This window comes from Helicobacter pylori SA37A, assembly GCF_000476015.1.
Classification (GTDB): Bacteria; Campylobacterota; Campylobacteria; order Campylobacterales; family Helicobacteraceae; genus Helicobacter; species Helicobacter pylori_DB.
In genome coordinates this window covers 40,784-65,935 of record NZ_CBOO010000011.1, presented here as the reverse complement: position 1 = coordinate 65,935, position 25,152 = coordinate 40,784, and the positions used below count along the sequence as shown (strand labels likewise).

Sequence of the window (25,152 nt, the reverse complement as noted above, 5' to 3'; positions counted from 1 at the left end):
GGGGCAAGCGTTTGGCCAACCAACCATTAAAATAGCCATGATTAGCTCTCGTTTGCACCAATACTATCTCTTTTCCCATTCAAACGGGCGTTATTACGATTCAAAAGCGCAAGAAGTGGCAGGGTTTTTACTAGAAACCCCGGTGAAATATACCCGCATTTCTTCGCCTTTTTCGTATGGGAGATTCCATCCTGTCTTAAAAGTCAAACGGCCTCATTACGGCGTGGATTATGCGGCTAAACATGGCAGTTTGATCCATTCTGCTTCAGATGGTCGTGTGGGTTTTATAGGGGTTAAGGCGGGGTATGGGAAAGTAATTGAAATCCATTTGAATGAATTGCGCTTGGTGTATGCTCACATGAGCGCGTTCGCTAAGGGGTTGAAAAAAGGATCGTTCGTTAAAAAAGGGCAAATCATAGGAAGAGTGGGAAGCACCGGTTTAAGCACCGGGCCGCATTTGCATTTTGGCGTGTATAAAAACTCCCGCCCGATTAATCCTTTAGGCTATATCCGCACCGCTAAAAGCAAATTACACGGCAAACAAAGAGAGATTTTTTTAGAAAAAGCTCAGCGTTCTAAGCAAAAATTAGAAGAACTTTTTAAAACCCATTCTTTTGAAAAAAATTCATTTTATCTTTTAGAGGGTTTTTAATGTCTTATTTTAAGAATGCTTTCAACCAAAAATCTTTAATAGATGATTCTAGTGTGTATTTAGAGCCTTGTTCTAGCTCTAATTTCATAGAATTAAAGCGCATGCATTATAATGAAGAGAATACTAAGAAAACATGGGATATTATTAAGTCTTTAGACAGCGTGGCGGTTTTACTCTATGAAAAAGAATCCGATTGCTTTGTGATTGTGAAACAATTCCGCCCAGCCATTTATGCTCGTAATTTTTATTTTAAGTGCGATCAGGATCAAACTATTGACGGATACACTTATGAATTGTGCGCGGGGCTTGTGGATAAGGCTAATAAGAGTTTAGAAGAAATCGCTTGCGAAGAAGCGTTAGAAGAATGCGGTTATCAAATTAGCCCTAAAAATTTAGAAACCATAGGCCAATTTTATAGCGCGACCGGGTTGAGCGGGAGTTTGCAAACGCTCTATTACGCTGAAGCGCATGAGGGTTTGAAGGTTTCAAAGGGTGGGGGGATTGATACAGAAAAGATTGAAGTGCTGTTTTTAGAGCGATCAAAAGCTCTTGATTTTATAATGGATTTTCAATACGCTAAAACCACCGGCTTGTCTTTAGCCATTTTGTGGCATTTAAAAAAGTTTAAAAATATTTAAAAGGAATTTTATGTTAAGGCTTTTGATAGGACTTCTTTTAATGAGTTTTATAAGCTTGCAATCAGCCTCTTGGCAAGAACCCTTAAGAGTGAGTATAGAATTTGTGGATTTGCCTAAAAAAATCATTCGTTTTCCGGCTCATGATTTGCAAGTGGGGGAGTTTGGTTTTGTCGTTACTAAACTTTCAGATTATGAAATCGTTAATTCTGAAGTGGTCATTATTGCCGTTGAAAATGGCGTCGCAACGGCTAAATTCAGAGCGTTTGAGTCTATGAAACAAAGGCATTTACCCACTCCAAGAATGGTCGCTAGAAAGGGGGATTTAGTCTATTTTAGGCAATTCAACAACCAAGCGTTTTTAATCGCTCCTAATGATGAACTCTATGAGCAAATCAGAGCGACTAATACCGATATTAATTTTATTAGTTCTGATTTGTTGGTTACTTTTTTGAATGGGTTTGACCCAAAAATCGCTAATTTAAGAAAAGCGTGCAACGTTTATAGCGTGGGGGTGATTTATATTGTAACCACCAACACGCTCAATATTTTAAGCTGTGAGAGTTTTGAAATTTTAGAAAAAAGAGAGCTGGATACAAGTGGCGTTACCAAAACTTCTACGCCGTTTTTTTCTAGGGTTGAGGGCATTGATGCAGGCACGCTAGGGAAACTTTTTTCAGGCAGTCAATCTAAAAATTACTTCGCTTACTATGACGCTTTAGTCAAAAAAGAAAAACGAAAAGAAGTGAGGATTGAAAAGAAAGAAGAAAGGATTGATTCTAGAGAAATTAAACGAGAAATCAAGCAAGAGGCCATTAAAGAGCCTAAAAAAGCCAATCAAGGTGCAGAAAACACTCCTACTTTAGAAGAGAAAAACTACCAAAAAGCAGAGCGAAAACTTGACGCTAAAGAAGAAAGGCGTCGTTCAAGAGATGAAAGGAAAAAAACTAAAGCCACCAAAAAGGCTATGGAATTTGAAGAAAGAGAAAAAGAGCATGATGAAAGGGACGAAAAAGAGACTGAAGAAAGAAGAAAAGCTTTAGGAATGGATAAAGGCAATGAAAAAGTCAATGCCAAAGAAAACGAGCGAGAAATCAAGCAAGAATCCGCTAATGAGCCAAGTAGTGAAAACAACGCCACTCCAAAAGACACAGAAAATACTTCTGTCTTAAAAGAGAGTGCCACTAAAAAAGAAGCGCCAAAACCAAGCTCTAAAGAAGAAAAACGCCGCTTGAAAGAAGAAAAGAAAAAAGCCAAAGCCGAACAAAGAGCGAGAGAATTTGAACAAAGAGCGAAAGAGCATCAAGAAAGAGATGAAAAAGAGCTTGAAGAGCGAAGAAAGGCGCTAGAAGCGGGTAAAAAATAACATGTTAGATCAACAACACATTAAATATTTTAAAAACCTAGTAGGGGGAGAGGATTTTTTCACTGATTTAGCGCATTTGAACGCTTATTGCTATGACGCTACTAAAGAAAGGCATTTGCCTAGCGGTGTGATTTTCCCTAGAAACGAGCGAGAAATCAGTCAGATTTTAAAATATTGCAACGAGCATCGCATCATTGTTGTGCCTAGGGGGGCTGGAAGCGGTTTTACAGGGGGGGCGTTGAGCGTGAGCGGAGGGCTAGTTTTAAGCGTAGAAAAGCATTTGGATAAGATTTTAGAGATTGACACTAAAAATTTAATCGCTAGAGTCGAGCCGGGCGTGATTAACAAGCATTTCCAAAACGAAGTGGAAAAATTGGATTTATTCTACCCCCCAGATCCAGCGAGTGAAAATCAAAGCACTTTGGGGGGGAATGTCGCTGAAAATGCCGGTGGCATGCGCGCGGCTAAATACGGAATCACTAAAGATTATGTCATGGCTTTAAGGGTGGTTTTAGCGAATGGTGAAATCATAAGGGCAGGTAAAAAAACGATCAAAGATGTCGCCGGTTTTAATGTTGCAGGGCTGATGATCGCTAGTGAGGGGTGTTTGGGCGTGATTTCTGAGATCACTTTAAAGCTTTTAGCCAAACCGCCCCTAAAACAAAGCGCGATGGGGGTTTTTAATCATATTGAAGACGCCATGAACGCTGTTTATAAGACAATGAGCAGTGGCGTTACGCCTGTAGCGATGGAATTTTTGGATAATTTGAGTATCAAGGCGGTTGAAGAACGATTTTCTAAAGGCTTACCCAAAGACGCTGGAGCGATACTCATCACTCAAGTGGATGGCGTGGTTAAAGAGCAGATTGCATGGCAACTCAATGAAATAGAAAAGCATTTCAAAGCCAATGGGTGCGTGGATTTTAAGATCGCTCAAAACGAACAAGAAGAGCAGGATTTATGGTTTTCAAGGCGTAACGCTTCCCAAAGCATTAGCGTTTATGGTAAAAAGAAATTGAATGAAGACGTGACCGTTCCTAGAGCGAGTTTGCCGAGTTTGTTGCAAGAAGTCGCCAAAATCAGCCAGAAATACGGCTTTAAAATCCCTTGTTTTGGGCATACGGGCGATGGCAATGTGCATGTGAATATCATGCTAGAAGATCCTAAAAGGGATTTAGAAAAAGGGCATCAAGCTATGGAAGAGATTTTTCAGGCCGCTATTAGTTTGGAGGGGACTTTAAGCGGGGAGCATGGCATAGGCTTGTCTAAAGCCAAATTCATGCCTTTAGCGTTCAATCATAGTGAAATGGAGCTTTTTAGGAATATTAAAAAAGCCCTTGATCCTAATAATATTTTAAACCCTTTTAAAATGGGGTTGTAAGATTTAAAAGCAAGGAAAACGCATGAAAATCGGTGTTTATGGAGCGAGCGGTCGTATAGGGAAACTGCTTTTAGAAGAATTAAAAGGGGGGTATAAGGGATTAGAGTTATCTAGCGTGTTTGTCAGGCAAAAATGCGAAACGGATTTCAGCTCTTTTTCACACGCCCCTTTAGTAACCAACGATTTAAAAGCGTTTGTGAGGGCATGCGAATGCGTGATTGATTTTTCTTTACCTAAAGGCGTGGATAATTTGCTAGAGGCTCTTTTAGAATGCCCTAAAATTTTAGTTTCTGGCACGACCGGTTTAGAAACAGAAACGCTAGAAAAAATGCGACAATTAGCCTTAAAAGCACCGCTTTTGCATGCGCACAACATGTCTATTGGGATTATGATGCTCAACCAATTGGCCTTTTTAGCTTCTTTGAAATTAAAAGATGCGGATATTGAAATTGTAGAAACGCACCACAATCTCAAAAAAGACGCTCCGAGCGGCACGGCGTTGAGTTTGTATGAAACTTGCGCTAAGGCTAGGGGGTATGATGAAAAAAACGCCCTAATCACTCACAGAGAAGGTTTGCGCTCTAAAGAAAGCATTGGCATAGCCGCTTTAAGGGGGGGCGATGTCGCCGGGAAGCACACGATAGGGTTTTATTTAGAGGGCGAATACATAGAGCTTAGCCATACGGCGACTAACCGATCTATTTTTGCTAAAGGGGCTTTAGAAGTGGCCCTGTGGCTTAAGGATAAAGCCGCTAAAAAATATGAAATTAGCGAAATGTTTGGTTGAATGTTTTAATTCTTTTTGTATAGATGCACGCTTCTATAATGAAATCACCGCCCTTTATTAGCCTTACTAAAGGGCTTTTACTGCTATAAGGGATATTGCTGACAATCAAGCTGTATTGGAAGGGTTTGTTTTTTTAAGGATTGATCTTGTCTTGTGCGGTTAATAACACAAGGTGGGTGTAACAAGACCTACTATAATTCTAATTCAAGAAGCCTAACCAAAATAAAAGGAGAAATTTTAGTTAGGGCTTTATTATAGCAAAAATTATTAAGGATTACAAAGGGTAGCGTTTCTGGTTGGGATTTAGAGCGTTATTTTGATTGTTTTGAGTTCCATTTACTTTTTTTTTCATAATAAATCTTAACTATCATAGACGCATGATTAAAGTATTTGAGTTATTAAAAATTTTAAAACAAAAGGATATAAAATGAAAACCATTAGAAATAGCGTGTTCATTGGATCTTCTTTACTCGGCGGTTGCGCTAGCGTTGAGACTTATTTTGACGCTTTGCGTGTCGCTTGCGTTAAAGACGCTTGTTTATAGAGAAAGAAGCGCACCACACGCCCAAAGATTTTAGTAGCCCTTACCACACTGACTAAACCGGCACTGGGTTTTAGGTGGGTTTCTTAAAAGATAAAAAATACTAAAAGCATTTTTATAATTAAGAATTAAAGAGCTTGATACCAAGTCAGGTGGTATCTTCTTAAGCGGTCTTGGGTTTTTAGGGGTGTTATTTTAGATACCCTCTGTTCCCTTAAAGAAAATAAATTTCTACCATAAAATAAAATCTTAAATTAAGGCGACTAAAACCCCACTTTTAAAAAATTAAAAAGCGTTAAGTAAGACTTATCCAAAAAGCAAAGAAAATCAATTTTTCCAACCACTTTTTTGAGAACAAGGTATTTTTTCCTTATTCTAAACTTTTAGAGCGGGATTATTAACCCACTCATTGTTTTAGCATGAATAAGTGGTGATAAATTCAAAGGGATGGGGCTTGCTCTCCCATGGGAACACTTCAGCGTTGAATTTAAGAGACTGATAAGCTTGAATAAATTCTTCGCTAAAGACCTGACCTTCTTTCAAATACTGCTTATCGGCCAACATTTCTTCTAACGACCGCCTTAAAGTGTGGGGCATTTGTTTGATACCTTTTTCCCTAATTTCATCTAAAGTCAATTTGAAAAGGTTGATATCCATCGCCTCGCCGGGATCAATCTTATTTTTAACGCCATCCATGCCTGCCATTAAAATCGCTGCAAAAGCCAAGTAGGGGTTTGATGAGCTGTCCGGGAATCTGAATTCAAACCTAGCACTATTTTTAGAAATCCCATAAGGGATACGCACGCTCGCGCTCCTGTTATTAGCCGAATAGGTCAAAATAGATGGGGCTTCATATCCCGGAATTAGGCGTTTGTAAGAATTAGTGGAAGCGTTAGTGAAAGCGGCCAACCCTCTAGCGTGGCGCAACACGCCCCCTAAAAAATGCAACGCCAACTCACTCAAGCCCTTGTAAGTTTCGCCGCTAAAAAGGTTTTCGTTGTTTTTCCAAACGCTCACATGGGTGTGCATCCCGCTCCCGTTATCCCCATATAGAGGTTTTGGCATGAAAGTGGCGGTTTTTCCGTTTAAATGAGCGACCATTTTAACCACATATTTGAGTTTTTGGACATTGTCAGCGGCTTCCACTAAATCCCCAAATTTCACGCCCACCTCGCCTTGCGCTTGCGCGACTTCATGATGGACGACAAAAGTTTCTAGCCCCACTTGGTTTAAGACTTTCACGATTTCTGTGCGAATATCCATCATCGTATCCGTTGGCGGCACAGGCAAATAGCCCCCTTGCTTGCCCGGTCTATGCCCAAAATTCACGCCGTTTTCAAAACTTCTATCCCTATTCCATTCGCCCTCTTCGCTATCCACTTCATAGTATTGGGAATTGGAAGCGTCTTTAATTTTAATGGAATCAAAGATAAAAAATTCATTCTCCGCGCCAAAATAAGCCACATCGCCCAAACCTGAATCTTTTAAATGCTGTAAGGCTTTTTTAGCGATACTTCTGGGGCATTTCTCATAAGGCTGGTTTTTATACACATCATACACATCGCAAAACACGACCACGCTCACATCCGCACTAAAAGGGTCAATAAAATAACGCACCAAATCGGGGGTTAAAATCATATCGGAGTGTTCAATGCCTTGCCAGCCTTTAAAACAACTCGCATCAAAAGGAATCCCCTCTTTAAACATGCCATGCGTTAAAGCCCCAAAAGAATAAGCGATGTGATTCCAAGTGCCTTTAATATCGCTGAATCTAAAATCCACAAATTCCACTTCATTTTCTTTGCAAAATTCAAAAAATTCTTTGATCTTGCTTTCACTATTTTGAGTTCTTACTATCATTAACCACCTTTAATTGTTATGAATTGAGTTTGATTGATAGGGGTGATTATAGCATTTATGGGGTAAAAAAGTAAAATCTGTATCAAGTTTGATTAAGATGCATGCGGTAAAATCCGCTAAATCAAGGAGTGTATTATATACGCAAAAGACACCACACTATTAGGATTTTTTGAAGAAAATCAAAACAATCAATTTGTCATTCCTATCTATCAGAGGTTGTATAGTTGGGAAAAGGAACAATGCAAACAATTATGGGATGATATTTTAAAAGTTGGTGGGAATGATGAGATGAATGGGTATTTTATCGGTTCTATTTTGTATGTGCGAGATGGTATTACGCACTCTAGCCCATTACTCATCATTGACGGCCAACAAAGGCTCACCACCATCACGCTTTTACTCATCGCTTTAAGGAATCACTCAAGCGATGAAGTTAAAATTTTGGAAAAATTTTCGCGTAAAGAAATAGAGAACCGCTATCTTATCAACAGCAATAGGGATGGCGATAAGAAATTCAGGCTCATCCTATCAGAGTCCGATAAAGACACCTTGCTATTTTTGATTGATGAAAACAAAAGAAAGCCGAGCGAGCCTTCGGTAAAAATAGTGGAAAATTTTAAATTGTTTGAAAAATGGATCAGTGAAAACACCGACAAACTAGAAACGATTTGTAAAGGATTAGAAAAACTCATGATAGTTTGGATTGCTTTAGAAAAAGGGAAAGATAATCCTCAACTCATCTTTGAAAGCATGAACTCAAAAGGTATCTAGCTCACGCAAACGGATTTGATTAGAAACTACATCATCATGGAAACAGAGGTTGAAAAACAAGAATGCTTTTATAAAAAATATTGGAGGGCTATGGAGAAGGATTTTAAACAAAATGAAACATTGTTTAATAAATTTGTCCGGCATTATCTCACGATCAAAACAGGAAAGGCTCCCAAGGAGAAAGAAGTTTATGAAAAATTTAAAAATTACCAACAAGAAAAGGGGATAGAAATAGAGGATTTATTAAAAGATTTGCAAAAATATTGTGGGTATTTTTGCCAGATCGCATTCAAAAAAGAAGAAGATAAGGAACTAAACAAGGCTTTAAGTTTGCTCGTAGATTTAGAAATGGATGTGGTGTATCCGCTATTATTGGAGCTTTATAGCGATTGTAAGGATGGCGTTTTATCCAAGCAGGATTTTATCCGTATTATCGCTTTAACAGAGAGCTATATTTGCAGAAGAGCGGTGTGTGGGCTTAGATCAAATGGTCTCAATAAACTCTTTGTCTCTTTTATAAAAAAGATTGACAAAAGTCAATACCTTAAAAGCGTGGAGGAGCGTTTTGGGTCGCTAACAGGAGATAAAAGATTTCCAAACGATTTGGAATTTAAAGAACTTTTTATCACGAGAGATTTTTATGAATTTAAAAAAATACATACTTTCTTGACAAGGTTAGAAAATTCTGACACAAAAGAGCCGGTCAATACTGAGGGATGCAGTGTAGAACATATAATGCCTCAAACCCTTACTTGGGAATGGGAAAGGGATTTGGGCGAAAATTTTAAGGAGATACATGAGAAATACCTCCACACAATAGGGAATCTCACTCTAACCGGTTATAACTCTGAATACAGAAACAGATCTTTCCAAGAAAAAAGAGATATGGAAAACGGCTTCAAACAAAGCCCGTTGAGACTCAATCAAAGTTTAAAGGATTTAGAATCTTTTGGCGAAAAAGAGATTGAAAAAAGAGCTAATGATTTAGCGGATTGGGCTTTAAAGATTTGGACTTACCCAATTCTAGAGGCAGAAACATTAGAGAAGTATAAACCCAAGAAAGAAAAAAAGGCTTATAATTTAAGCTCTTATAAGTTTGGTTCTCATTCAAGGGAATTATTTGATATTTTAAGCAAAGAGATTAAAGCTCTTGATGAAAGGATAACCGAAAAATTTAATCAACAATATATAGCTTATAAGTTTTTTAAAATAAATTTTGTGGATATTGTTGTGCAAAAAAATGGTTTAAAATTGTATTTAAATATGAAATTGAATGAATTGCAAGATGGAATAAAGGAAAAACTAAAGATCGAAGATGTTTCTAATATCGGTCGTCCATGCGTTGGAGGAATGAAAGTAGAGTTAGAATCAAAAGAAAATATCCCTTATTGTTTGGAATTAGTCAAACAGGCTTTAGAAAAGCAAAGGGGGTGGTAGAATAGGCAATAAAAACCCAACTTATTAAAATAAAGAGTATAATTACAAATTACTTAAAACTTAAAGGGGATATCATGAAGGTTCTATTACTAGAAGATGTGAAAAATTTAGGCAAAGCGGGTGAAGTGTGTGAGGTTAAAGATGGCTATGGGAATAACTTTTTAATCGCTAACCAAAAAGCCAAACTCGCCACTAACGAAGTGATCAACAAATACAAAGCCGAAGTCAAAAAGAAAGCGGAAAAAGAAGCCTTAGAAAAGGCACAAAAATTGCAAATGGTAGAAACTTTACAAACCATCACGCTGACTATCCATAAAAAAGTCGGCGCGAACGGCTCTTTATTTGGAGCGATCACTAAGGAAGAAATCACGGAGCGTTTGAAAGAACAGCATGCGAGTTTGAATTTAGATAAAAAAGACATTGAGCTCAAACACCCGATTAAAAGCACAGGGATTTATGAGATTGAAGTCAAGCTTGGATCGGGGATTGCGGGCGTGTTTAAAATTGATGTGGTGGCTGAGTAGAAAATGTTTGAAGCGACAACGATTTTGGGCTATAGAGGGGAGATGGGGGGCAAGAAGTTCGCGCTCATTGGAGGCGATGGGCAGGTAACTTTGGGTAATTGCGTAGTCAAAGCCAATGCGACAAAAATCAGAAGCTTGTATCACAACCAAGTTTTAAGCGGGTTTGCCGGAAGCACTGCGGACGCTTTTAGTTTGTTTGATATGTTTGAACGCATTTTAGAGAGCAAAAAAGGGGATTTGTTTAAAAGCGTGGTGGATTTCAGTAAAGAATGGCGCAAAGACAAGTATTTACGCCGACTGGAAGCGATGATGATCGTTTTAAATTTGGATCACATTTTTATTTTGAGCGGCATGGGCGATGTTTTAGAGGCTGAAGACAATAAGATCGCTGCTATTGGGAGTGGGGGGAATTACGCCTTGAGTGCGGCTAGGGCTTTAGATCATTTCGCTCATTTAGAGCCTAGAAAACTTGTAGAAGAGTCCTTAAAAATCGCAGGGGATCTTTGCATTTACACCAACACGAATATTAAAATTTTGGAGCTTTAATGTCTAAATTGAATATGACCCCACGAGAAATTGTCGCTTATTTGGATGAATACATCATTGGGCAAAAGGAAGCTAAAAAGTCTATCGCTATCGCTTTTAGGAATCGTTACAGGCGTTTGCAACTGGAAAAATCCTTACAAGAAGAAATCACGCCTAAAAACATTTTAATGATTGGTTCTACTGGCGTGGGTAAAACGGAAATTGCAAGAAGAATAGCAAAAATCATGGAGCTCCCCTTTGTGAAAGTGGAAGCGAGCAAATACACAGAAGTGGGTTTTGTGGGGCGCGATGTGGAGTCTATGGTGAGGGATTTAGTCAATAACAGCGTGCTTTTAGTGGAAAATGAGCATAAAGAAAGATTAAAAGACAAGATTGAAGAAGCGGTTATAGAAAAAATCGCTAAAAAACTCCTACCCCCCTTGCCTAGTGGCGTGAGCGAAGAAAAAAAACAAGAATACGCTAACAGCCTTTTAAAAATGCAACAAAGGATCGCGCAAGGCGAGTTGGATAGTAGAGAAATTGAAATTGAAGTGCGTAAAAAAAGCATAGAGATTGATTCTAATGTGCCGCCTGAAATTTTAAGGGTTCAAGAAAACTTGATTAAGGTTTTCCATAAAGAACAGGATAAAGTCAAAAAAACTTTAAGCGTTAAAGAGGCTAAAGAAGCCCTAAAAGCAGAAATCAGCGACACGCTTTTAGATGGCGAAGCCATTAAAATGGAGGGTTTGAAGCGTGCGGAAAGTTCAGGGGTGATTTTTATTGATGAAATTGATAAGATCGCTGTAAGCTCTAAAGAAGGAGGCCGTCAAGATCCCAGTAAAGAGGGGGTTCAAAGGGATTTGTTGCCGATTGTAGAGGGGAGTGTGGTGAATACGAAGTATGGCTCTATTAAAACAGAGCATATTTTATTCATTGCAGCCGGGGCTTTTCATCTTTCTAAACCAAGCGATTTGATCCCTGAATTGCAGGGCCGTTTCCCTTTAAGGGTGGAGTTAGAGAATTTAACTGAAGAAATCATGTATATGATTTTAACCCAAACTAAAAACTCTATCATCAAGCAATACCAAGCCCTTTTAAAAGTGGAAGGCGTAGGAATTGCGTTTGAAGACGATGCGATCAAAGAGTTAGCCAAACTTTCTTATAACGCCAATCAAAAAAGCGAAGATATAGGCGCTAGAAGGTTGCACACCACTATTGAAAAAGTGCTAGAAGACATTAGTTTTGAAGCGGAGGATTATTCGGGGCAAAAGGTTACTATCACTAAAGAATTGGTTCAATCCAAGCTAGGGGATTTAGTGGCTGATGAAAATTTGGTGAAGTATATTTTATAATGAAAACTAAGGCGGGCTTTGTAGCTCTCATAGGCAAACCAAATGCTGGAAAAAGCACTCTTTTAAACACTTTATTAAACGCTCATTTAGCTCTCGTTTCGCATAAGGCTAATGCGACCAGAAAATTGATGAAATGCATCGTGCCTTTCAAAGATAAAGAAGGGTATGAGAGCCAAATCATTTTTTTAGACACACCAGGGCTCCATCATCAAGAAAAATTACTCAACCAATGCATGCTCTCACAGGCTTTAAAAGCGATGGGCGATGCCGAATTGTGTGTTTTTTTAGCTTCTGTGCATGATGATTTAAAAGGCTATGAAGAGTTTTTAAATTTGTGCCAAAAACCCCATATCTTGGCTTTGAGTAAGATTGACACCGCCACGCACAAGCAGGTTTTACAAAAATTACAAGAGTATCAAAAATATTCATCGCAATTTTTAGCCCTAGTGCCTTTGAGCGCGAAAAAATCTCAAAATTTAAACGCGCTTTTAGAATGCATCAGCAAGCATTTAAGCCCTAGCGCATGGCTTTTTGAAAAGGATTTGATGAGCGATGAAAAAATGCGCGATATTTATAAGGAAATCATTAGGGAGAGTTTGTTTGATTTTTTGAGCGATGAAATCCCTTATGAAAGCGATGTGATGATTGATAAATTTATAGAAGAAGAACGCATAGACAAGGTGTATGCGCACATCATCGTAGAAAAAGAAAGCCAAAAAAAGATCGTGATAGGCAAAAACGGGGTGAATATCAAACGCATCGGGACTAGCGCACGATTGAAAATGCAAGAAGTGGGCGAAAAAAAGGTTTTTTTAAACTTGCAAGTGATCGCTCAAAAATCATGGAGTAAGGAAGAAAAGAGCTTGCAAAAACTGGGCTATATCCATAAAAGGGGTATGGATTGAAAAAAATATTACCGGCTTTGTTAATGGGGTTTGTGGGATTGAATGCTAGTGATCGTTTGTTAGAAATCATGCGCCTTTATCAAAAACAAGGCTTGGAAGTGGTGGGTCAAAAGCTGGATTCTTATTTAGCGGATAAATCTTTTTGGGCAGAAGAGCTTCAAAACAAGGACACGGATTTTGGCTATTATCAAAACAAGCAGTTTTTATTTGTGGCCAATAAATCCAAGCCTAGTTTAGAGTTTTATGAGATAGAAAATAACATGCTTAAAAAAATCAACAGCTCTAAAGCCCTTGTAGGCTCTAAAAAGGGCGATAAAACTTTAGAGGGCGATTTGGCCACGCCTATTGGGGTGTATCGTATCACGCAGAAATTGGAGCGCTTGGATCAATATTATGGCGTCTTGGCTTTTGTAACGAATTACCCTAATTTGTATGACACTTTGAAAAAACGCACTGGGCATGGCATTTGGGTGCATGGAATGCCTTTAAATGGCGATCGGAATGAATTGAACACCAAGGGCTGTATTGCGATTGAAAACCCGCTTTTAAGCTCTTATGATAAAGTGTTGAAAGGCGAAAAAGCGTTCCTTATCACTTATGAAGACAAGTTTTCCCCCAGCACTAAAGAGGAATTGAGCATGATTTTAAGCTCCCTTTTCCAATGGAAAGAAGCTTGGGCTAGGGGCGATTTTGAACGCTACATGCGTTTTTATAACCCCAATTTCACTCGCTATGACGGCATGAAATTCAACGCTTTTAAAGAGTATAAAAAAAGGGTGTTTGCGAAAAATGAAAAAAAGAATATCGCTTTTTCTTCTATCAATGTGATCCCTTACCCCAACTCTCAAAACAAACGCTTGTTTTATGTGGTGTTTGACCAAGATTACAAAGCCTACCAGCAAAACAAGCTCTCTTATAGCTCCAATTCTCAAAAAGAACTCTATGTAGAGATTGAAAACAATCAAGTGTCTATTATAATGGAAAAATAAGAAAAATAAGGCTCTGTTTTAATTAGGGTAATCTAAGCGGATTTTTCTAATCCTTAAAGCTTTGATACAAGTTTGATTAAAAACTACAGAGCTTCCATGGCTTTTTCATAGCCAAATTCTGCGGATTTTTGCAGGAATTTTTTAGCCCTACTTTTTTGTTTTCTGGTGCCAAGCCCTTCTTTATAAGCGATCCCAATTCTATAAAGGATTTCCCCCATTTGTTGTTTGAGTAAAATAATATTGCTTGAAATTTCAGCAATATCTTCCCAAAGAAGTGTCTTATCTTTGATTTGAGTGGATTTCTTAACAAGTATTCCAAATTTCTTTCCAAATTTTATAGGATTCGCGCTCAAACCTGAAAGATCAATGAATCGCGATCCAATAAGCATACTAGTGAACACAAGGTTTGGTAATCTAAAATTGTTAGCAAAATAATTTGTGCTTTTATTAGAAAACATGCGAACCACATGCCTGTAAGTCTTAAGCGCTTGTTTCAAATCCTTTTTCATCCCTAAGCCTTCTGCTTGCATGCGTCCTAAAATAAGAGCACCCCCTAACAACCCGCTCCCATACCCTTTGATAGCGTTTTGTGCATAGAATTGCGCTTTTTTGTAATCCACTTTCACGCCCTTTCCCTCCAAATACATTTTGGCTAAATAAACGCTGCCAAGCCCGATGCTGTATTCTTGCGCCAATTTAAAATCCTTAAAGGCTTGTTTGTATTGGCCTTGATTAAAATGGTCTAAACCATTTTCAAAATAATATGTCTTATGATTTCGCGCAATTTCATCCCATTGATTTCGCGCCCTTTCATCCCAATCATCACTGATGCTAATATATTCATCAGCTATACAAAGTGAAAACGGCAACAATAAAACTAGTAAAAGCAATAAAGGCTTTAAAAAAGAGAGGGTGGTGCGATAAAAATCTTTAAACATGTCAAGTCCTTTTACAATTTGAGCCATTCTTTAGCTTGTTTTTCTAGCCAGATCACATCGCCGCTCGCATGAAATTCCACTTTAGGGAATGCGTGTGCATTTTTTTTAAGGGCGTATTTTTGCTGCAAATATTCCACAATGGCATCGCCCGAATGGATGAGTAGGGGGGGCGTTAAAAGGGCAAAATGCTCCATAAAATAGCCCTCAATTTTTTGAGCGATCAAGGGAAAATGCGTGCAACCTAAAATAATCACTTCAGGTAAAATCTTTAATGGGGCGAAATAATAACGCATGCAAGTCTCTAACAATTCGCCCTCTAAAATACTTTCTTCAATCAAAGGCACAAAAAGGGAAGTGGCTAAATGCGAAACATTCAAATAGCCTTGTTGTTTCAGGGCGTTATCATAAGCGTTGGATTGAATCGTCGCTTTTGTCCCTAGCACTAAAATAGGGGCGTTTTTATCTTTTACTTGTTGCTTGATCGCTAAAATGCTTGGCTCAATCACGCCCACAATAGGGATTTTGGAATGCTTTTGCATCTCTTCTAAAGCCAGAGCGCTCGCTGTGTTGCATGCCACAATCAATAATTTAATCTGGTGCGGTTTGAAAAAATCCAAAGCCTCTAAGCCAAATTGCTTGATCGTGGTGGGGTCTTTAGTGCCATAAGGCACTCTAGCGCTATCGCCATAATAGATGATTTCATCAAATAGTTGCGCTTTTAAAAGGCTTTTTAAAACGCTAAACCCTCCCACACCGCTATCAAAAACGCCTATTTTCATGACACTTTTTTTAATTTAATGGGATTTAATGAGGATTTTTATTTTTCATTCATTAAATTTAAAAATTCTTCATTGTCCTTAGTTTGTTGCATTTTAGAATACACAAAGCTTAAGGCTTCTATGTCGTCCATTTGTTGCATCACATTCCTTAAAACCCACACTTTAGTCAAGCGGTCTTTGCCAAGCAAGATATTATCTTTTCGTGTGCCGGATTTTAAAATATCAAAGGCCGGATAAATGCGCCTGTCTGCAATATTTCTCGCTAAAACGATTTCGCTATTCCCGGTGCCTTTAAATTCTTCAAAAATCACCTCATCCATTCTAGATCCCGTTTCAATCAACGCCGTAGCGATAATCGTCAAGCTCCCGCCTTCTTCAATATTCCTTGCGGCTCCAAAAAAGCGCTTGGGTCTGTGCAAGGCGTTCGCATCCACGCCCCCACTTAAAACCTTACCGCTTGAAGGCGTTACAGCGTTATACGCTCTGGCTAAACGGGTGATAGAATCCAATAAAACCACCACATCTTTACCCATTTCCACTCGCCTTTTAGCCCTTTCTAAGACTAATTCAGCGATTCTTATGTGATTATTGGCGGGCAAATCAAAAGTGGAGCTAAAAACTTGACCTTTAACGCTTCGTTGCATATCCGTAACTTCTTCAGGGCGTTCATCCACTAAAAGGATAATCAATTCCACTTCAGGGTGGTTAGAAGTGATGCCTTGGGCGAGTTCTTTCATCAGCTCTGTTTTCCCGGTTCTTGGTGGCGCAACGATCAAAGCCCTTTGACCTTTCCCCACAGGGCTGAATAAATCCAGCATCCTGCCGGTAACTTTAGTGGGTTCGTATTCTAATTTGATTTGTTCATCAGGGAATAGGGGGGTTAGATTGTCAAATAAAGGGCGGTTTTTAATCTCATCTGAAGGCAAGTAATTGATGGCTTCTATTTTTAAAAGGGCGTAGTATTTTTCTTGATCCTTGGGGGATCGCACTTGACCGGTAACAATATCGCCATTCCTTAAAGCAAAACGCCTGATTTGAGAAGGGCTGACATAAGTGTCATTATGCCCGTCTGAAAAACTCCCATCAAACCCTCTTAAAAAGCCATAGCCATCAGGCATGATTTCTAAAATCCCGGTAAAAAGAATGTATCCGCCTTGCGTAACTTGGGTTTTTAAAATTTCAAACATCAAGTCTTGTCGTTTGAACTCTTGGGGGTTTTCCACTTTGAGCTTGTTAGCGATTTCTAAAAGCTTTTCAGTAGGGTAGGTGCGTAAATCTTCAATGTGATAACCGCTCACTGGCGTGTGTGTTTTGACTTTGTGCGAACTCTTATGCGTAGGCGCGTTTTCGTTCATTAAATTTCCTTTTAATTAAAAAGAGGTTTCTAGTTGTTTCAATTAAGATGAATACAAAAAGCTAAAGCATTCTTAAAAAATTAGTGTAACCAAAAGATGCTAATAAGTGGAACATGCCACAAGTGTTGAATTTCGTAATGCTTCGCTATGCTATCATAATTTTTTTAACAAAGTCAAATTTTATTTTAACTTTAGAGTGGTTTTAATTTATTGTTACTTATGCTATAATTTTAAGTTTAAATTTAAGAATAAAGGACACTTAATGAAAAAAGGCATCCACCCAGAATACATCCCATGCAAAGTTACTTGCGTAACGAGCGGGAAAGAAATTGAAGTTTTAAGCACTAAACCTGAAATGCGTATTGATATTTCTAGTTTTTGCCACCCTTTCTATACCGGTAGCGATAAAATCGCTGACACTGCAGGGAGAGTAGAGAAATTCAAGCAACGCTACAACTTGAAGTAACTCTTTTAAAAAGCGTGGCTTTTTGTGCTGTATTTTTTGCCCACTCCTATAGGTAATCTCGCTGACATTACGCTACGCACACTAGAAGTTTTAGAGCGTTGCGAGGTTTTTTTATGCGAGGATACAAGGGTGAGTAAGAGGCTGTTGCACTTGCTTGCAAAAAACCCTATTATTAGCCATTCTTTCCCTAATATCGCTACTAAAAAAAGGGAGTTTATCGCCTTCCATTCGCACAATGACCAGGAATTTTTAAACCAAATAGAGCTTTCTTTTTTTGACAAAGAAATCGCTGTGATGAGCGATGCAGGCATGCCAAGCTTGAGCGATCCAGGCATGAGTTTAGCCGCTTACGCTTTAAAACACAACCTCCAATACGATGTTTTGCCCGGGGCTAACGCGCTCATTACGGCGTTTTGCGCGAGCGGGTTTTTAGAAGGGCGGTTTTTTTATGCTGGCTTTTTACCCCATAAGAGCAAGGAAAGGCGTTTTAGGATTATTAAAATTTTAAACGCTTTGGCGTATTTAGAAGAAAAAACCCCGGTGGTTTTTTATGAAAGCCCGCACCGATTGTTAGAGACTTTAAGAGATTTAAAAGATCTAGCTCAAGGCATGCATTTGTTTGTGGCTAAGGAGCTTACTAAACTCCACCAGCAGTATTATTTAGGAGAGGTTTCTCAAATCATAGAGCGGTTGCAACAAAGCAATATCCAAGGGGAGTGGGTTTTAGTGCTTTTGAATGAGAAAAAAATAGAGCCTTGCATGGGGCTATCAGCGTTATTGGAGTTGGATTTACCTCCTAAAATTAAGGCTAAAATTGAAGCCGCTATGACGCAAAAAAACGCTAAAGAGCTTTATTTCCAGCGTTTGTTAGAAGAAAAAGATCAATAAAAGGGGTTTAGCATGCAAGCAGTAATTTATGGCAAGCAGGTGATTACGCACCTTCTAAACTCTCACAAAGAAAAATTGCAAGAAATCTATCTTTCTAAAGAAATAGACAAAAAGTTTTTTTTCGCACTCAAAAAAGCATGCCCTAATATCACCAAAGTGGATAATAAAAAAGCGCAAAGCTTGGCTAAGGGGGGGAACCATCAAGGGGTTTTAGCTAAGGTGGAATTGCCTTTAGCGGTTTCTTTAAAAGAGGTTAAAAAAGCTCAAAAACTTTTGGTGCTTTGTGGCATTACGGATGTGGGGAATATTGGGGGTATTTTTAGGAGCGCGTATTGCTTAGGAATGGATGGCGTTATTTTGGATTTTGCTAAAGAATTGGCTTATGAGGGGATTGTGCGATCCAGCTTGGGGCTTATGTATGATTTGCCTTTTAGCGTTATGCCTAATACGCTGGATTTAATCAATGAATTGAAAACGAGCGGGTTTTTATGTTTGGGCGCGAGCATGCAAGGCTCTAGCCAAGCAGGAAATCTATCCTTAAAAAAATGCGCTCTTTTTTTGGGGAGCGAGCATGAGGGGTTGTCTAAAAAAATCCTTGCTAAAATGGATACTATATTGAGCGTAAAAATGCGAAGAGATTTTGATTCGCTCAATGTGAGTGTGGCAGCAGGGATCTTAATGGATAAAATCAACTAGGTGGTCAATTGAATGGAACAGAATAAAAAAAGTTTAGAAAATTTAGATCTTTCTAATATTCAAAACATTTCTAAAGATATTTCTGGTGCGGCTTTAGAAGAATTATCGCTTAAAAATTTAGATAAAAATTTGCAGATTTTAAAAGAAGTTGGAGTGGCAGAAATTTGCAAGGCGACTAAAATCGCTTCTAAAAATATCCATTCTATCTTGGAAAAACGCTATGAGTCTTTATCAAGGGTGCATGCTAGGGGATTTATACAAATTTTAGAGCGCGAGTATAAAATTGATTTGAGCGCATGGATGAAAGAATTTGATAAGGCGTGCACTCTTAAAGAGGGAGTGGGAGAAGAGCAAAATCAAGAAACAGACCCTGAAGAAACAGCAAAAAAGCCCCTTAAGGTTGAATTGGATTACAGCATCAATCAGGCCAATACTTCATTATCCAAAAAATCTTCCAAATGGAAACCCTTTGTTTTGGTTTTAGGGGTGATTGTCATTATTTTAGTGGTCGTTATCATTCAAAACAGCTATTCTTTAAAAGAAGAAAGAGAGCAAGAAAGCGCTATTAAATCCGGCACTAAAAAGAGTTCTTCCAATAAAGCTAATCCTACAGAAGAAAACAAGCCAGAGCCAACGCCTAAACTAGGAGAAAAACTAAAAGAACAAGACAAGCAAGAAAAAGAAGCGATCAAAGAAGATCCTAATACCATTTATATTATCCCTAAAAAAGATATTTGGGTAGAAGTGATTGATTTAGATGAGAAAAAAAACTCCTTTCAAAAGGTTTTTAAAAAAATTATTCTTTAGAAACCAAAAACCACCGCTTGTTGTTGCGTTTTGGGCATGGGCATCTTAGCCTTAAAAACAACCATCAAGAACAAGAATATAACGATGGCAAAACCAAACGATTTTTATACGAGCCAAATAAAGGCTTAACGCTCATCAATGAGGCCCAATACAAAGAACTCCAGCAATGAAAAACCTTTTTTTAGCTTTTATTGTTGGGGGAACGCTTTTAAGGGCTGATGCTTTAAACGATAAGGTTGAGAATTTAATGGGGGAGCGAGCTTATCATACGAACAAGCTTTTTTTAGAGCGTTTGTTTAAAAATCGTAAGGCTTTCTATGTAATGGGGCGTTTGGATTCCTTGAAACTGCTCAACACTCTCAAAGAAAACGGGCTTTTGTCTTTTAATTTTGACAAGCCAAGCATGTTAAAAATCACTTTCAAGGCTTCAAGCAATCCCCTAGCGTTTGCCAAAAGCATCAATAATTCTTTAAGCATGATGGGGTATTCGTATGTTTTGCCCATTAAAATGCAAAGCTCTTTGGGCGAGAATGTTTTTTCATACGAGCTTAAAACGGAATATGTTTTAGACCCTAACATTTTAATAGAGACGATGAAAAGGCATGGTTTTGATTTTGTGGATATTAGGCGCATATCCTTGAAAGAGTGGGAATACGATTTTTCTTTACAAGAAGTCAAGCTCCCTAATGCGAGAGCCTTAGTTTTGAGTAGCGAACCTGTGGAGTTTAAGGAAGCGAGCGGGAAATACTGGCTGAGCGTGAATCAAAACGCGTATTTAAAAATAAGCTCTAATAACCCTTTGTGGCAACCCAAAATCATTTTTTATGATGAAAACTTAAAGATCATTCAAATCATTGCTAAAGAAAACAGACAACAAGAAATCGCTCTTAACTTGCTTGATGGCGTGCGTTTTATCCATATCACTGACGCGAAAAACCCTATCATTTTAAAAAATGGGATCAGCGTGGTTTTTGATGCGATGCCTTAAGTAGGGATAACCCTTATCCAATTGATTGGAATATGAGAAAATACGCTTTCAGGCTTGAAAAAAAGAGAGCCTTAATAATAGCGATCCACCCAATATTTACCAAAAAAAATCTTTTGTATCACACAGCCCACCAATAGCCCAGCTCCCGCTTCTATAAAAAGGACAGCCCACCAATTAATAAAACCAAACCATACAAAAAACAAATGCGCTGGTAAAGCGCCAAGCAATAGTGAAACGCCGCTCACAATAGAAATTCCAAAGCGGGTTTTAAGGATTTTACTTTTTTTGCCAAACGCCATGTCTGCTACAAATTCCCCACTAAAAGAAATCAAAAACCACCCAATCAAATGTTCAGGCATCAATAACCAATCCACTGTGCTACTTCTATTAACCGCTGTAATGATAAAAAGTGAGAAAAAATACACGCTTGAAGATGCAAAATGCCTGCCCCTATCCCTTAAAGACCAATTCCTAGAAAAGCGGCTTTTGATTTTTTCATGTGTAACCATAGGATTTCTTTCTTTTTTAAAATACCATTAGACCTAGCTTTTGTATTGTAAAATAAGAATGCTTTCATTCAATACGCTGATCATGATGATTGTCTTTTTATATTCAAACAAAAGGAGAGAATAGCAGATTGGTAACACAATGATGTTTTTTATATTATTTTACAAACTATGTGAAATATTATCCTTTTTCTAAAATGATAGCAAGTGGTGAAAAATTTGGCTTTGTTTTTATTGAGCGTTGGTTATAAAAAAAATATTGCATTTTTTAAGATTGGATAGTAGAGAGCTTGATTTTATTCAAGCGGTATTTTTAAAGCGGTCTTTAGGGGGGATTTTAGTTGGGGAATTATTTCAAAATACCCCTTATTTCCTTAAAAAAATGGGTTTAAAATAAAGTTTAAAAACACAATTTTAAAAATTAAAGAACCAGTTATCAAGTTTTCATTAAGGCAAAGTTTTTTATAGATCTAATTCATGCCCTCCACAAACGAACCAAGCGACATCAATTTTTGATAGCGGTTGTCAAGGAAATGAGGGTCTTGTTGGATAGTCCTTAGAGCGTCTAAAAAATACTCTTTGATCGTGTTAGCCGCTGAAAATTTGTCTCTATGAGCCCCTTTGCTAGGCTCTAAAATAATATCATCAATAAGCCCCGCCTCCTTTAAGTCTCTAGGCGTGATTTTCATCGCTTTAATAGCCACTTCAGTCTTGCTAGGGTCATCCCAAAGAATCGCTGCGCAACCTTCTGGGGATATAACGCTAAAAATGGAATATTCCATCATAGCCAATTTATCAGCTACCGCAATCGCTAACGCACCACCACTGCCCCCTTCACCGATAATTACAGAAATAGTAGGGACTTTTAAAGAAGCGAACTCTTGGAGATTTTTAGCGATCGCTTCACTCTGGCCTCTTTCCTCTGCACCAATCCCCGGATACGCCCCGGCTGTATCCACAAGCATTAAAATAGGCAAATTAAACTTTTCAGCAAACTTTGCCATTTTCAAAGCTTTACGATAGCCACAAGGGTTAGGCATGCCAAAATTTCTTAAGAGCTTGTTTTTAGTCCCTCTGCCTTTTTCTTCTCCGATCACCACAACCGGAACATTATCAATTTTCCCTATAAAACACACGATCGCTTTATCATCGTTATAGTGCCTATCCCCAAAGACTTCATACTTATCTTTTAAGATGAGATCAATGTAATCCATAGCGTAGGGTCTGTCAGGGTGTCTTGCTAACTGGAGTTTTTGAAAATCAGTGAGATTGGAGTAAATGCTTTTAACTTCCTTATCCAATCTTTTTTCTAAGATTTCTTTAGCGTCCTCATCGCCTCTAATAAGGGCTAATTCAATTTCATTTTGAATCTCTTTAATATGATTTTCAAAATCTAAATAAATGGCCATTCAAAATCCTAACTTTGTAAAACTAGGCTTTTTTGAAAATCACAACACCATTAGTGCCACCAAAACCAAATGAGTTACTCATCACCGCATCCACTTGTTTTTCTCTGGCCGTATTAGGGATATAATCCAGATCGCATTCTGGGTCAGGCGTTTCTTGATTGATGGTAGGAGGTAAGATCCCTTGATTCATGGCCATGATAGAAATAACGGCTTCTAACGCACCCGCAGCACCCAAGCAATGCCCAATCTGCCCTTTAGTGGAGCTAACAGGAGGGACTTTTTCTTTAGAACCAAACACATTTTTTAAAGCGATGCTTTCATACCAATCGTTATAATGCGTGCTTGTCCCATGAGCGTTCACATAGCCTACTTCCACTTTCGCCATCTCTAAAGCCATTTTCATGGCTCTAAAAGCCCCTTCGCCCTCAGGGGCCGGGGCTGTGATATGGTTAGCATCGCCACTCTCGCCATATCCGGCAAACTCTGCATAAATTTTTGCCCCTCTTTTTTTCGCGCTCTCGTATTCTTCAAGCACCAAAGCCCCAGCGCCTTCGCCCATCACAAAACCATTGCGATCCTTATCAAAAGGTCTTGAAGCTTTTTTAGGCTCATCATTCCTTGTAGAAAGGGCTTTAATGCTCGCAAACCCCCCAATCCCTACAGGACAAATGGTGGATTCCGCTCCCACGACTAGCATTTTATCAGCCCCATTAAGCAAAATGGTTTTAACCGCTTCAATAATGGCATGAGTGCCTGCTGCACAAGCCGTTACGCTAGAGAGATTAGGCCCTTTAATGCCAAACTCAATGGAAGTGAAACCACCAATCATATTCACTAACGCAGAAGTGATAAAAAAGGGATTGACTTTTCTAGGGCCTTTTTCAAAACAAAAAATGGAATTCGCTTCAATATTGCCTAACCCGCCAATCCCAGAGCCAGAGCTTACGCCCATGCGGTTTGCCAATTCTTCAGGGCATCTATTGTGAGCGTCTAAAATCCCACTATCTTTCATCGCCTCTCTTGTGGCTTTCAAGGCTAATTGAATGAAACGACCCGCCTTTTTAACATCTTTGGGATTCATCACCTCTGTAGGGTCAAAGTCAGTGATTTCTCCAGCAATACGCACAGGAAACGCGCTCGCATCAAAACTTTCTATGTGTTTGATACCGCATTCCCCTTTAGCGATCGCTAAAAAAGAATCTTCTTTATTTAAACCTAGCGAATTGATCATTCCCATTCCAGTTACTACAATCCGACGCACCAATAGCTCCTCATTTCAAAAACTTTCATTCAATAAAACTAGATTTTAGCTAAAGCTAAATTTTTACTAAAACCTGGAGACAAACGCTCCAAGTTAAAAAGATTAAGCTAGTTTATTGTCCTCAATATACTTCACTACATCGCCCACATTGACGATTTTTTCCGCTTGTTCGTCAGGAATCTCAATGCCAAACTTTTCTTCTAACGCCATGATTAATTCCACGACATCTAAAGAGTCCGCACCCAAATCCTTCACAAATTCCGCCTCTGGCGTAACTTGCACCGTATCCACATTCAACTGCTCAGCAATAACTGCCTGAATATCTTCAAATAAAGCCATAATTAAAACTCCCTTGTCTTGTAAAAATTAAATCAACCATTATTGGAGCGTTTATTTTTGCTCCAAAACATCTAAAATCCTATACAACAAATAAATTACAATGAGAAACAATATTAAGTAAATAATCCCCATTTGATAATAACCTCTTTGTTTTAGAATAACCTCATAATGTTAGCATGATTTTTGCTACTTACAAACTTTTATCGCTAAAAGAATCCTTTGTTTAGGACTACATATAAAGCCCGCCATTGACTTTGAGAGTCTCTCCAGTGATGTAACTAGAGTGATCGCTCAAAAGAAACGCTACCGTTTCTGCTACTTCCTTAGCAGACCCTAGCCTGTTTAAAGGAATGTTTTTAACATAATCCGCTTTGAGTTCGTCTTTCAAAGTGGCGTTCATGTCGGTTTCTATAAAGCCTGGTGTTACAGAGTTGAAACGAATATTCCTTAAAGCTCCCTCATAAGCAAAGGACTTGCTCATCGCAATCATCCCCCCCTTACTCGCTGAGTAGTTTGTCTGCCCCATATTGCCTCTTTCACCAATGATAGAAGCGACATTAACCACGCTCCCAAAACGACTCTTACTCATCACCTTTAAAGCTTCTCTGCAACCTATAAAAGCTGAAGTGAGATTATTTTCAATGACATGGTGAAAATCTTCTGTTTTCATTTTGATCGCTAATTTATCGCGTACCACACCGGCGTTATTCACCAAGTAAGACAAACCCCCATCGCTTTGGACAATGGTTTGTATCGCTTCAACAAAACCGCTTTCAGAAGTCGCATCAAATTTAATGACAGCCGCTTTATAGCCTTTTTCTTCAAGCTCATTTTTCAAAGCGTCAGCCACTTCAGCATTACTGCGGTAATTGATCCAAACTTTCAGCCCCATAGAAGCGAGAGTTTTGGCGATTTCAGCCCCAATGCCTTTAGAAGCCCCAGTAATGAGAACATTTTTCCCTGTGAATTGCATTATTCAATAATCCTTAAATTTT

23 protein-coding genes and 3 pseudogenes are annotated in these 25,152 nt (G+C 38.6%); 17 read left to right on the top strand and 9 right to left on the bottom strand.

Translation table 11 applies throughout. The features are described 5' to 3' along the window. The 6 genes and pseudogenes from csd3 to QT76_RS06315 all read left to right on the top strand — a co-directional run. Nucleotides 1-652 (top strand): annotated as a pseudogene (gene csd3, locus QT76_RS06340) (peptidoglycan DD-metalloendopeptidase Csd3); the annotation flags it as partial. Beyond that, the gene (locus QT76_RS06335) at nt 652-1,290 is read left to right on the top strand and encodes an NUDIX hydrolase (protein WP_033617060.1); all 639 of its coding nucleotides are present in this window, start codon (nt 652-654) and stop codon (nt 1,288-1,290) included. The pseudogene csd3 and the gene QT76_RS06335, both read left to right, overlap by 1 nt. Before the next feature lie 10 nt (nt 1,291-1,300). Beyond that, the gene (pgbA, locus tag QT76_RS06330) at nt 1,301-2,653 is read left to right on the top strand and encodes a plasminogen-binding protein PgbA (RefSeq protein ID WP_033617059.1); all 1,353 of its coding nucleotides are present in this window, start codon (nt 1,301-1,303) and stop codon (nt 2,651-2,653) included. Between the two features lies 1 nt (nt 2,654). Then, nucleotides 2,655-4,034: a glycolate oxidase subunit GlcD gene (gene glcD / locus QT76_RS06325; protein ID WP_033617058.1), complete on the top strand. Its 1,380-nt coding sequence runs from the start codon at nt 2,655-2,657 to the stop codon at nt 4,032-4,034. Between the two features lie 22 nt (nt 4,035-4,056). Next, entirely contained in the window at nt 4,057-4,821 is a 765-nt protein-coding gene (gene dapB / locus QT76_RS06320) for a 4-hydroxy-tetrahydrodipicolinate reductase (protein ID WP_033617057.1), read from the top strand. Between the two features lie 427 nt (nt 4,822-5,248). Next, complete coding sequence (locus QT76_RS06315; RefSeq protein ID WP_000849534.1) at nt 5,249-5,365, top strand: hypothetical protein; 117 nt, start codon at nt 5,249-5,251, stop codon at nt 5,363-5,365. A 411-nt stretch (nt 5,366-5,776) separates the two neighbouring features. Here QT76_RS06315 and glnA read toward each other — a convergent pair whose 3' ends face one another. Continuing rightward, complete coding sequence (gene glnA, locus QT76_RS06310) at nt 5,777-7,222, bottom strand: type I glutamate--ammonia ligase (RefSeq protein WP_033617056.1); 1,446 nt, start codon at nt 7,220-7,222, stop codon at nt 5,777-5,779. Nucleotides 7,223-7,357: 135 nt separating this feature from the next. Here glnA and QT76_RS06305 point away from each other — a divergent pair. From QT76_RS06305 to csd6, 6 genes and pseudogenes are all read left to right on the top strand, one after another. Beyond that, nucleotides 7,358-9,430 (top strand): annotated as a pseudogene (locus QT76_RS06305) (GmrSD restriction endonuclease domain-containing protein). Between the two features lie 74 nt (nt 9,431-9,504). After that, nucleotides 9,505-9,954 (top strand): 50S ribosomal protein L9, encoded by a 450-nt coding sequence (gene rplI, locus QT76_RS06300; RefSeq protein ID WP_000866289.1) that lies wholly within the window; start codon nt 9,505-9,507, stop codon nt 9,952-9,954. A 3-nt stretch (nt 9,955-9,957) separates the two neighbouring features. Further along, the gene (gene hslV / locus QT76_RS06295) at nt 9,958-10,500 is read left to right on the top strand and encodes an ATP-dependent protease subunit HslV (RefSeq protein ID WP_000461046.1); all 543 of its coding nucleotides are present in this window, start codon (nt 9,958-9,960) and stop codon (nt 10,498-10,500) included. After that, entirely contained in the window at nt 10,500-11,831 is a 1,332-nt protein-coding gene (gene hslU, locus QT76_RS06290; RefSeq protein WP_033617055.1) for an HslU--HslV peptidase ATPase subunit, read from the top strand. The genes hslV and hslU overlap by 1 nt, the downstream gene beginning before the upstream one ends. Further along, a complete protein-coding gene (gene era / locus QT76_RS06285) occupies nt 11,831-12,736 on the top strand; it encodes a GTPase Era (protein ID WP_033617054.1) in 906 nt (301 codons plus the stop codon). Before hslU ends, era begins: the two co-directional genes overlap by 1 nt. Next, the gene (gene csd6, locus QT76_RS06280) at nt 12,733-13,725 is read left to right on the top strand and encodes a cell shape-determining L,D-carboxypeptidase Csd6 (protein WP_033617053.1); all 993 of its coding nucleotides are present in this window, start codon (nt 12,733-12,735) and stop codon (nt 13,723-13,725) included. Before era ends, csd6 begins: the two co-directional genes overlap by 4 nt. A gap of 83 nt (nt 13,726-13,808) precedes the next feature. On the opposite strand, the gene QT76_RS06275 is transcribed toward csd6, so the two are convergent. The 3 genes from QT76_RS06275 to rho are packed head-to-tail and all read right to left on the bottom strand — an operon-like array spanning nt 13,809 to nt 16,797. Beyond that, entirely contained in the window at nt 13,809-14,663 is an 855-nt protein-coding gene (locus tag QT76_RS06275; protein ID WP_033617052.1) for an SEL1-like repeat protein, read from the bottom strand. An 11-nt stretch (nt 14,664-14,674) separates the two neighbouring features. Beyond that, nucleotides 14,675-15,442 (bottom strand): glutamate racemase, encoded by a 768-nt coding sequence (gene murI, locus QT76_RS06270; RefSeq protein WP_033617051.1) that lies wholly within the window; start codon nt 15,440-15,442, stop codon nt 14,675-14,677. A 38-nt stretch (nt 15,443-15,480) separates the two neighbouring features. Next, nucleotides 15,481-16,797, bottom strand: a complete 1,317-nt coding sequence (gene rho, locus QT76_RS06265) for a transcription termination factor Rho (RefSeq protein ID WP_001004709.1) — start codon at nt 16,795-16,797, stop codon at nt 15,481-15,483. 262 nt (nt 16,798-17,059) lie between these two features. On the opposite strand from rho, the gene rpmE reads away from it, so the two are divergent. The 5 genes and pseudogenes from rpmE to QT76_RS06240 all read left to right on the top strand — a co-directional run bounded on the left by rpmE (nt 17,060) and on the right by QT76_RS06240 (nt 20,642). After that, entirely contained in the window at nt 17,060-17,263 is a 204-nt protein-coding gene (gene rpmE, locus QT76_RS06260) for a 50S ribosomal protein L31 (protein ID WP_000715278.1), read from the top strand. Nucleotides 17,264-17,287: 24 nt separating this feature from the next. Then, nucleotides 17,288-18,151 (top strand): 16S rRNA (cytidine(1402)-2'-O)-methyltransferase, encoded by an 864-nt coding sequence (gene rsmI, locus QT76_RS06255; protein ID WP_033617050.1) that lies wholly within the window; start codon nt 17,288-17,290, stop codon nt 18,149-18,151. 12 nt (nt 18,152-18,163) lie between these two features. Further along, a complete protein-coding gene (gene rlmB, locus QT76_RS06250) occupies nt 18,164-18,847 on the top strand; it encodes a 23S rRNA (guanosine(2251)-2'-O)-methyltransferase RlmB (RefSeq protein WP_033617049.1) in 684 nt (227 codons plus the stop codon). Between the two features lie 12 nt (nt 18,848-18,859). Beyond that, nucleotides 18,860-19,824 (top strand): annotated as a pseudogene (locus QT76_RS06245) (sialidase). Then, nucleotides 19,821-20,642 (top strand): hypothetical protein, encoded by an 822-nt coding sequence (locus QT76_RS06240; RefSeq protein ID WP_033617048.1) that lies wholly within the window; start codon nt 19,821-19,823, stop codon nt 20,640-20,642. The pseudogene QT76_RS06245 and the gene QT76_RS06240 overlap by 4 nt, the downstream one beginning before the upstream one ends. 71 nt (nt 20,643-20,713) lie before the next feature. Here QT76_RS06240 and QT76_RS06235 read toward each other — a convergent pair whose 3' ends face one another. From QT76_RS06235 to fabG, 5 genes are all read right to left on the bottom strand, one after another. Then, nucleotides 20,714-21,151 carry a hypothetical protein gene (locus QT76_RS06235; RefSeq protein ID WP_033617047.1) on the bottom strand — a complete coding sequence of 146 codons (438 nt, stop codon included), beginning with the start codon at nt 21,149-21,151 and terminating at the stop codon, nt 20,714-20,716. Nucleotides 21,152-21,618: 467 nt separating this feature from the next. Continuing rightward, nucleotides 21,619-22,557, bottom strand: coding sequence for an acetyl-CoA carboxylase carboxyl transferase subunit alpha (gene accA, locus QT76_RS06230; protein WP_001029385.1), 939 nt, complete (start codon nt 22,555-22,557; stop codon nt 21,619-21,621). Nucleotides 22,558-22,579: 22 nt separating this feature from the next. Next, entirely contained in the window at nt 22,580-23,818 is a 1,239-nt protein-coding gene (locus tag QT76_RS06225) for a beta-ketoacyl-ACP synthase II (RefSeq protein ID WP_001864351.1), read from the bottom strand. A 102-nt stretch (nt 23,819-23,920) separates the two neighbouring features. Continuing rightward, the gene (gene acpP / locus QT76_RS06220) at nt 23,921-24,157 is read right to left on the bottom strand and encodes an acyl carrier protein (protein ID WP_033617045.1); all 237 of its coding nucleotides are present in this window, start codon (nt 24,155-24,157) and stop codon (nt 23,921-23,923) included. A 229-nt stretch (nt 24,158-24,386) separates the two neighbouring features. Beyond that, nucleotides 24,387-25,130, bottom strand: coding sequence for a 3-oxoacyl-ACP reductase FabG (gene fabG, locus QT76_RS06215; RefSeq protein ID WP_033617044.1), 744 nt, complete (start codon nt 25,128-25,130; stop codon nt 24,387-24,389). Nucleotides 25,131-25,152 lie beyond the last annotated feature (22 nt).

Excerpts from the sequence above, each read along its gene's own strand:
- QT76_RS06335 (WP_033617060.1), top strand. The coding sequence starts at position 652 with ATGTCTTATTTTAAGAATGCTTTCAACCAAAAATCTTTAATAGATGAT.
- pgbA (WP_033617059.1), top strand. The coding sequence starts at position 1,301 with ATGTTAAGGCTTTTGATAGGACTTCTTTTAATGAGTTTTATAAGCTTG.
- glcD (WP_033617058.1), top strand. The coding sequence starts at position 2,655 with ATGTTAGATCAACAACACATTAAATATTTTAAAAACCTAGTAGGGGGA.
- dapB (WP_033617057.1), top strand. The coding sequence starts at position 4,057 with ATGAAAATCGGTGTTTATGGAGCGAGCGGTCGTATAGGGAAACTGCTT.
- QT76_RS06315 (WP_000849534.1), top strand. The coding sequence starts at position 5,249 with ATGAAAACCATTAGAAATAGCGTGTTCATTGGATCTTCTTTACTCGGC.
- glnA (WP_033617056.1), bottom strand. The coding sequence starts at position 7,222 with ATGATAGTAAGAACTCAAAATAGTGAAAGCAAGATCAAAGAATTTTTT.
- rplI (WP_000866289.1), top strand. The coding sequence starts at position 9,505 with ATGAAGGTTCTATTACTAGAAGATGTGAAAAATTTAGGCAAAGCGGGT.
- hslV (WP_000461046.1), top strand. The coding sequence starts at position 9,958 with ATGTTTGAAGCGACAACGATTTTGGGCTATAGAGGGGAGATGGGGGGC.
- hslU (WP_033617055.1), top strand. The coding sequence starts at position 10,500 with ATGTCTAAATTGAATATGACCCCACGAGAAATTGTCGCTTATTTGGAT.
- era (WP_033617054.1), top strand. The coding sequence starts at position 11,831 with ATGAAAACTAAGGCGGGCTTTGTAGCTCTCATAGGCAAACCAAATGCT.
- QT76_RS06275 (WP_033617052.1), bottom strand. The coding sequence starts at position 14,663 with ATGTTTAAAGATTTTTATCGCACCACCCTCTCTTTTTTAAAGCCTTTA.
- murI (WP_033617051.1), bottom strand. The coding sequence starts at position 15,442 with ATGAAAATAGGCGTTTTTGATAGCGGTGTGGGAGGGTTTAGCGTTTTA.
- rho (WP_001004709.1), bottom strand. The coding sequence starts at position 16,797 with ATGAACGAAAACGCGCCTACGCATAAGAGTTCGCACAAAGTCAAAACA.
- rpmE (WP_000715278.1), top strand. The coding sequence starts at position 17,060 with ATGAAAAAAGGCATCCACCCAGAATACATCCCATGCAAAGTTACTTGC.
- rlmB (WP_033617049.1), top strand. The coding sequence starts at position 18,164 with ATGCAAGCAGTAATTTATGGCAAGCAGGTGATTACGCACCTTCTAAAC.
- QT76_RS06240 (WP_033617048.1), top strand. The coding sequence starts at position 19,821 with ATGAAAAACCTTTTTTTAGCTTTTATTGTTGGGGGAACGCTTTTAAGG.
- QT76_RS06235 (WP_033617047.1), bottom strand. The coding sequence starts at position 21,151 with ATGGTTACACATGAAAAAATCAAAAGCCGCTTTTCTAGGAATTGGTCT.
- accA (WP_001029385.1), bottom strand. The coding sequence starts at position 22,557 with ATGGCCATTTATTTAGATTTTGAAAATCATATTAAAGAGATTCAAAAT.
- acpP (WP_033617045.1), bottom strand. The coding sequence starts at position 24,157 with ATGGCTTTATTTGAAGATATTCAGGCAGTTATTGCTGAGCAGTTGAAT.
- fabG (WP_033617044.1), bottom strand. The coding sequence starts at position 25,130 with ATGCAATTCACAGGGAAAAATGTTCTCATTACTGGGGCTTCTAAAGGC.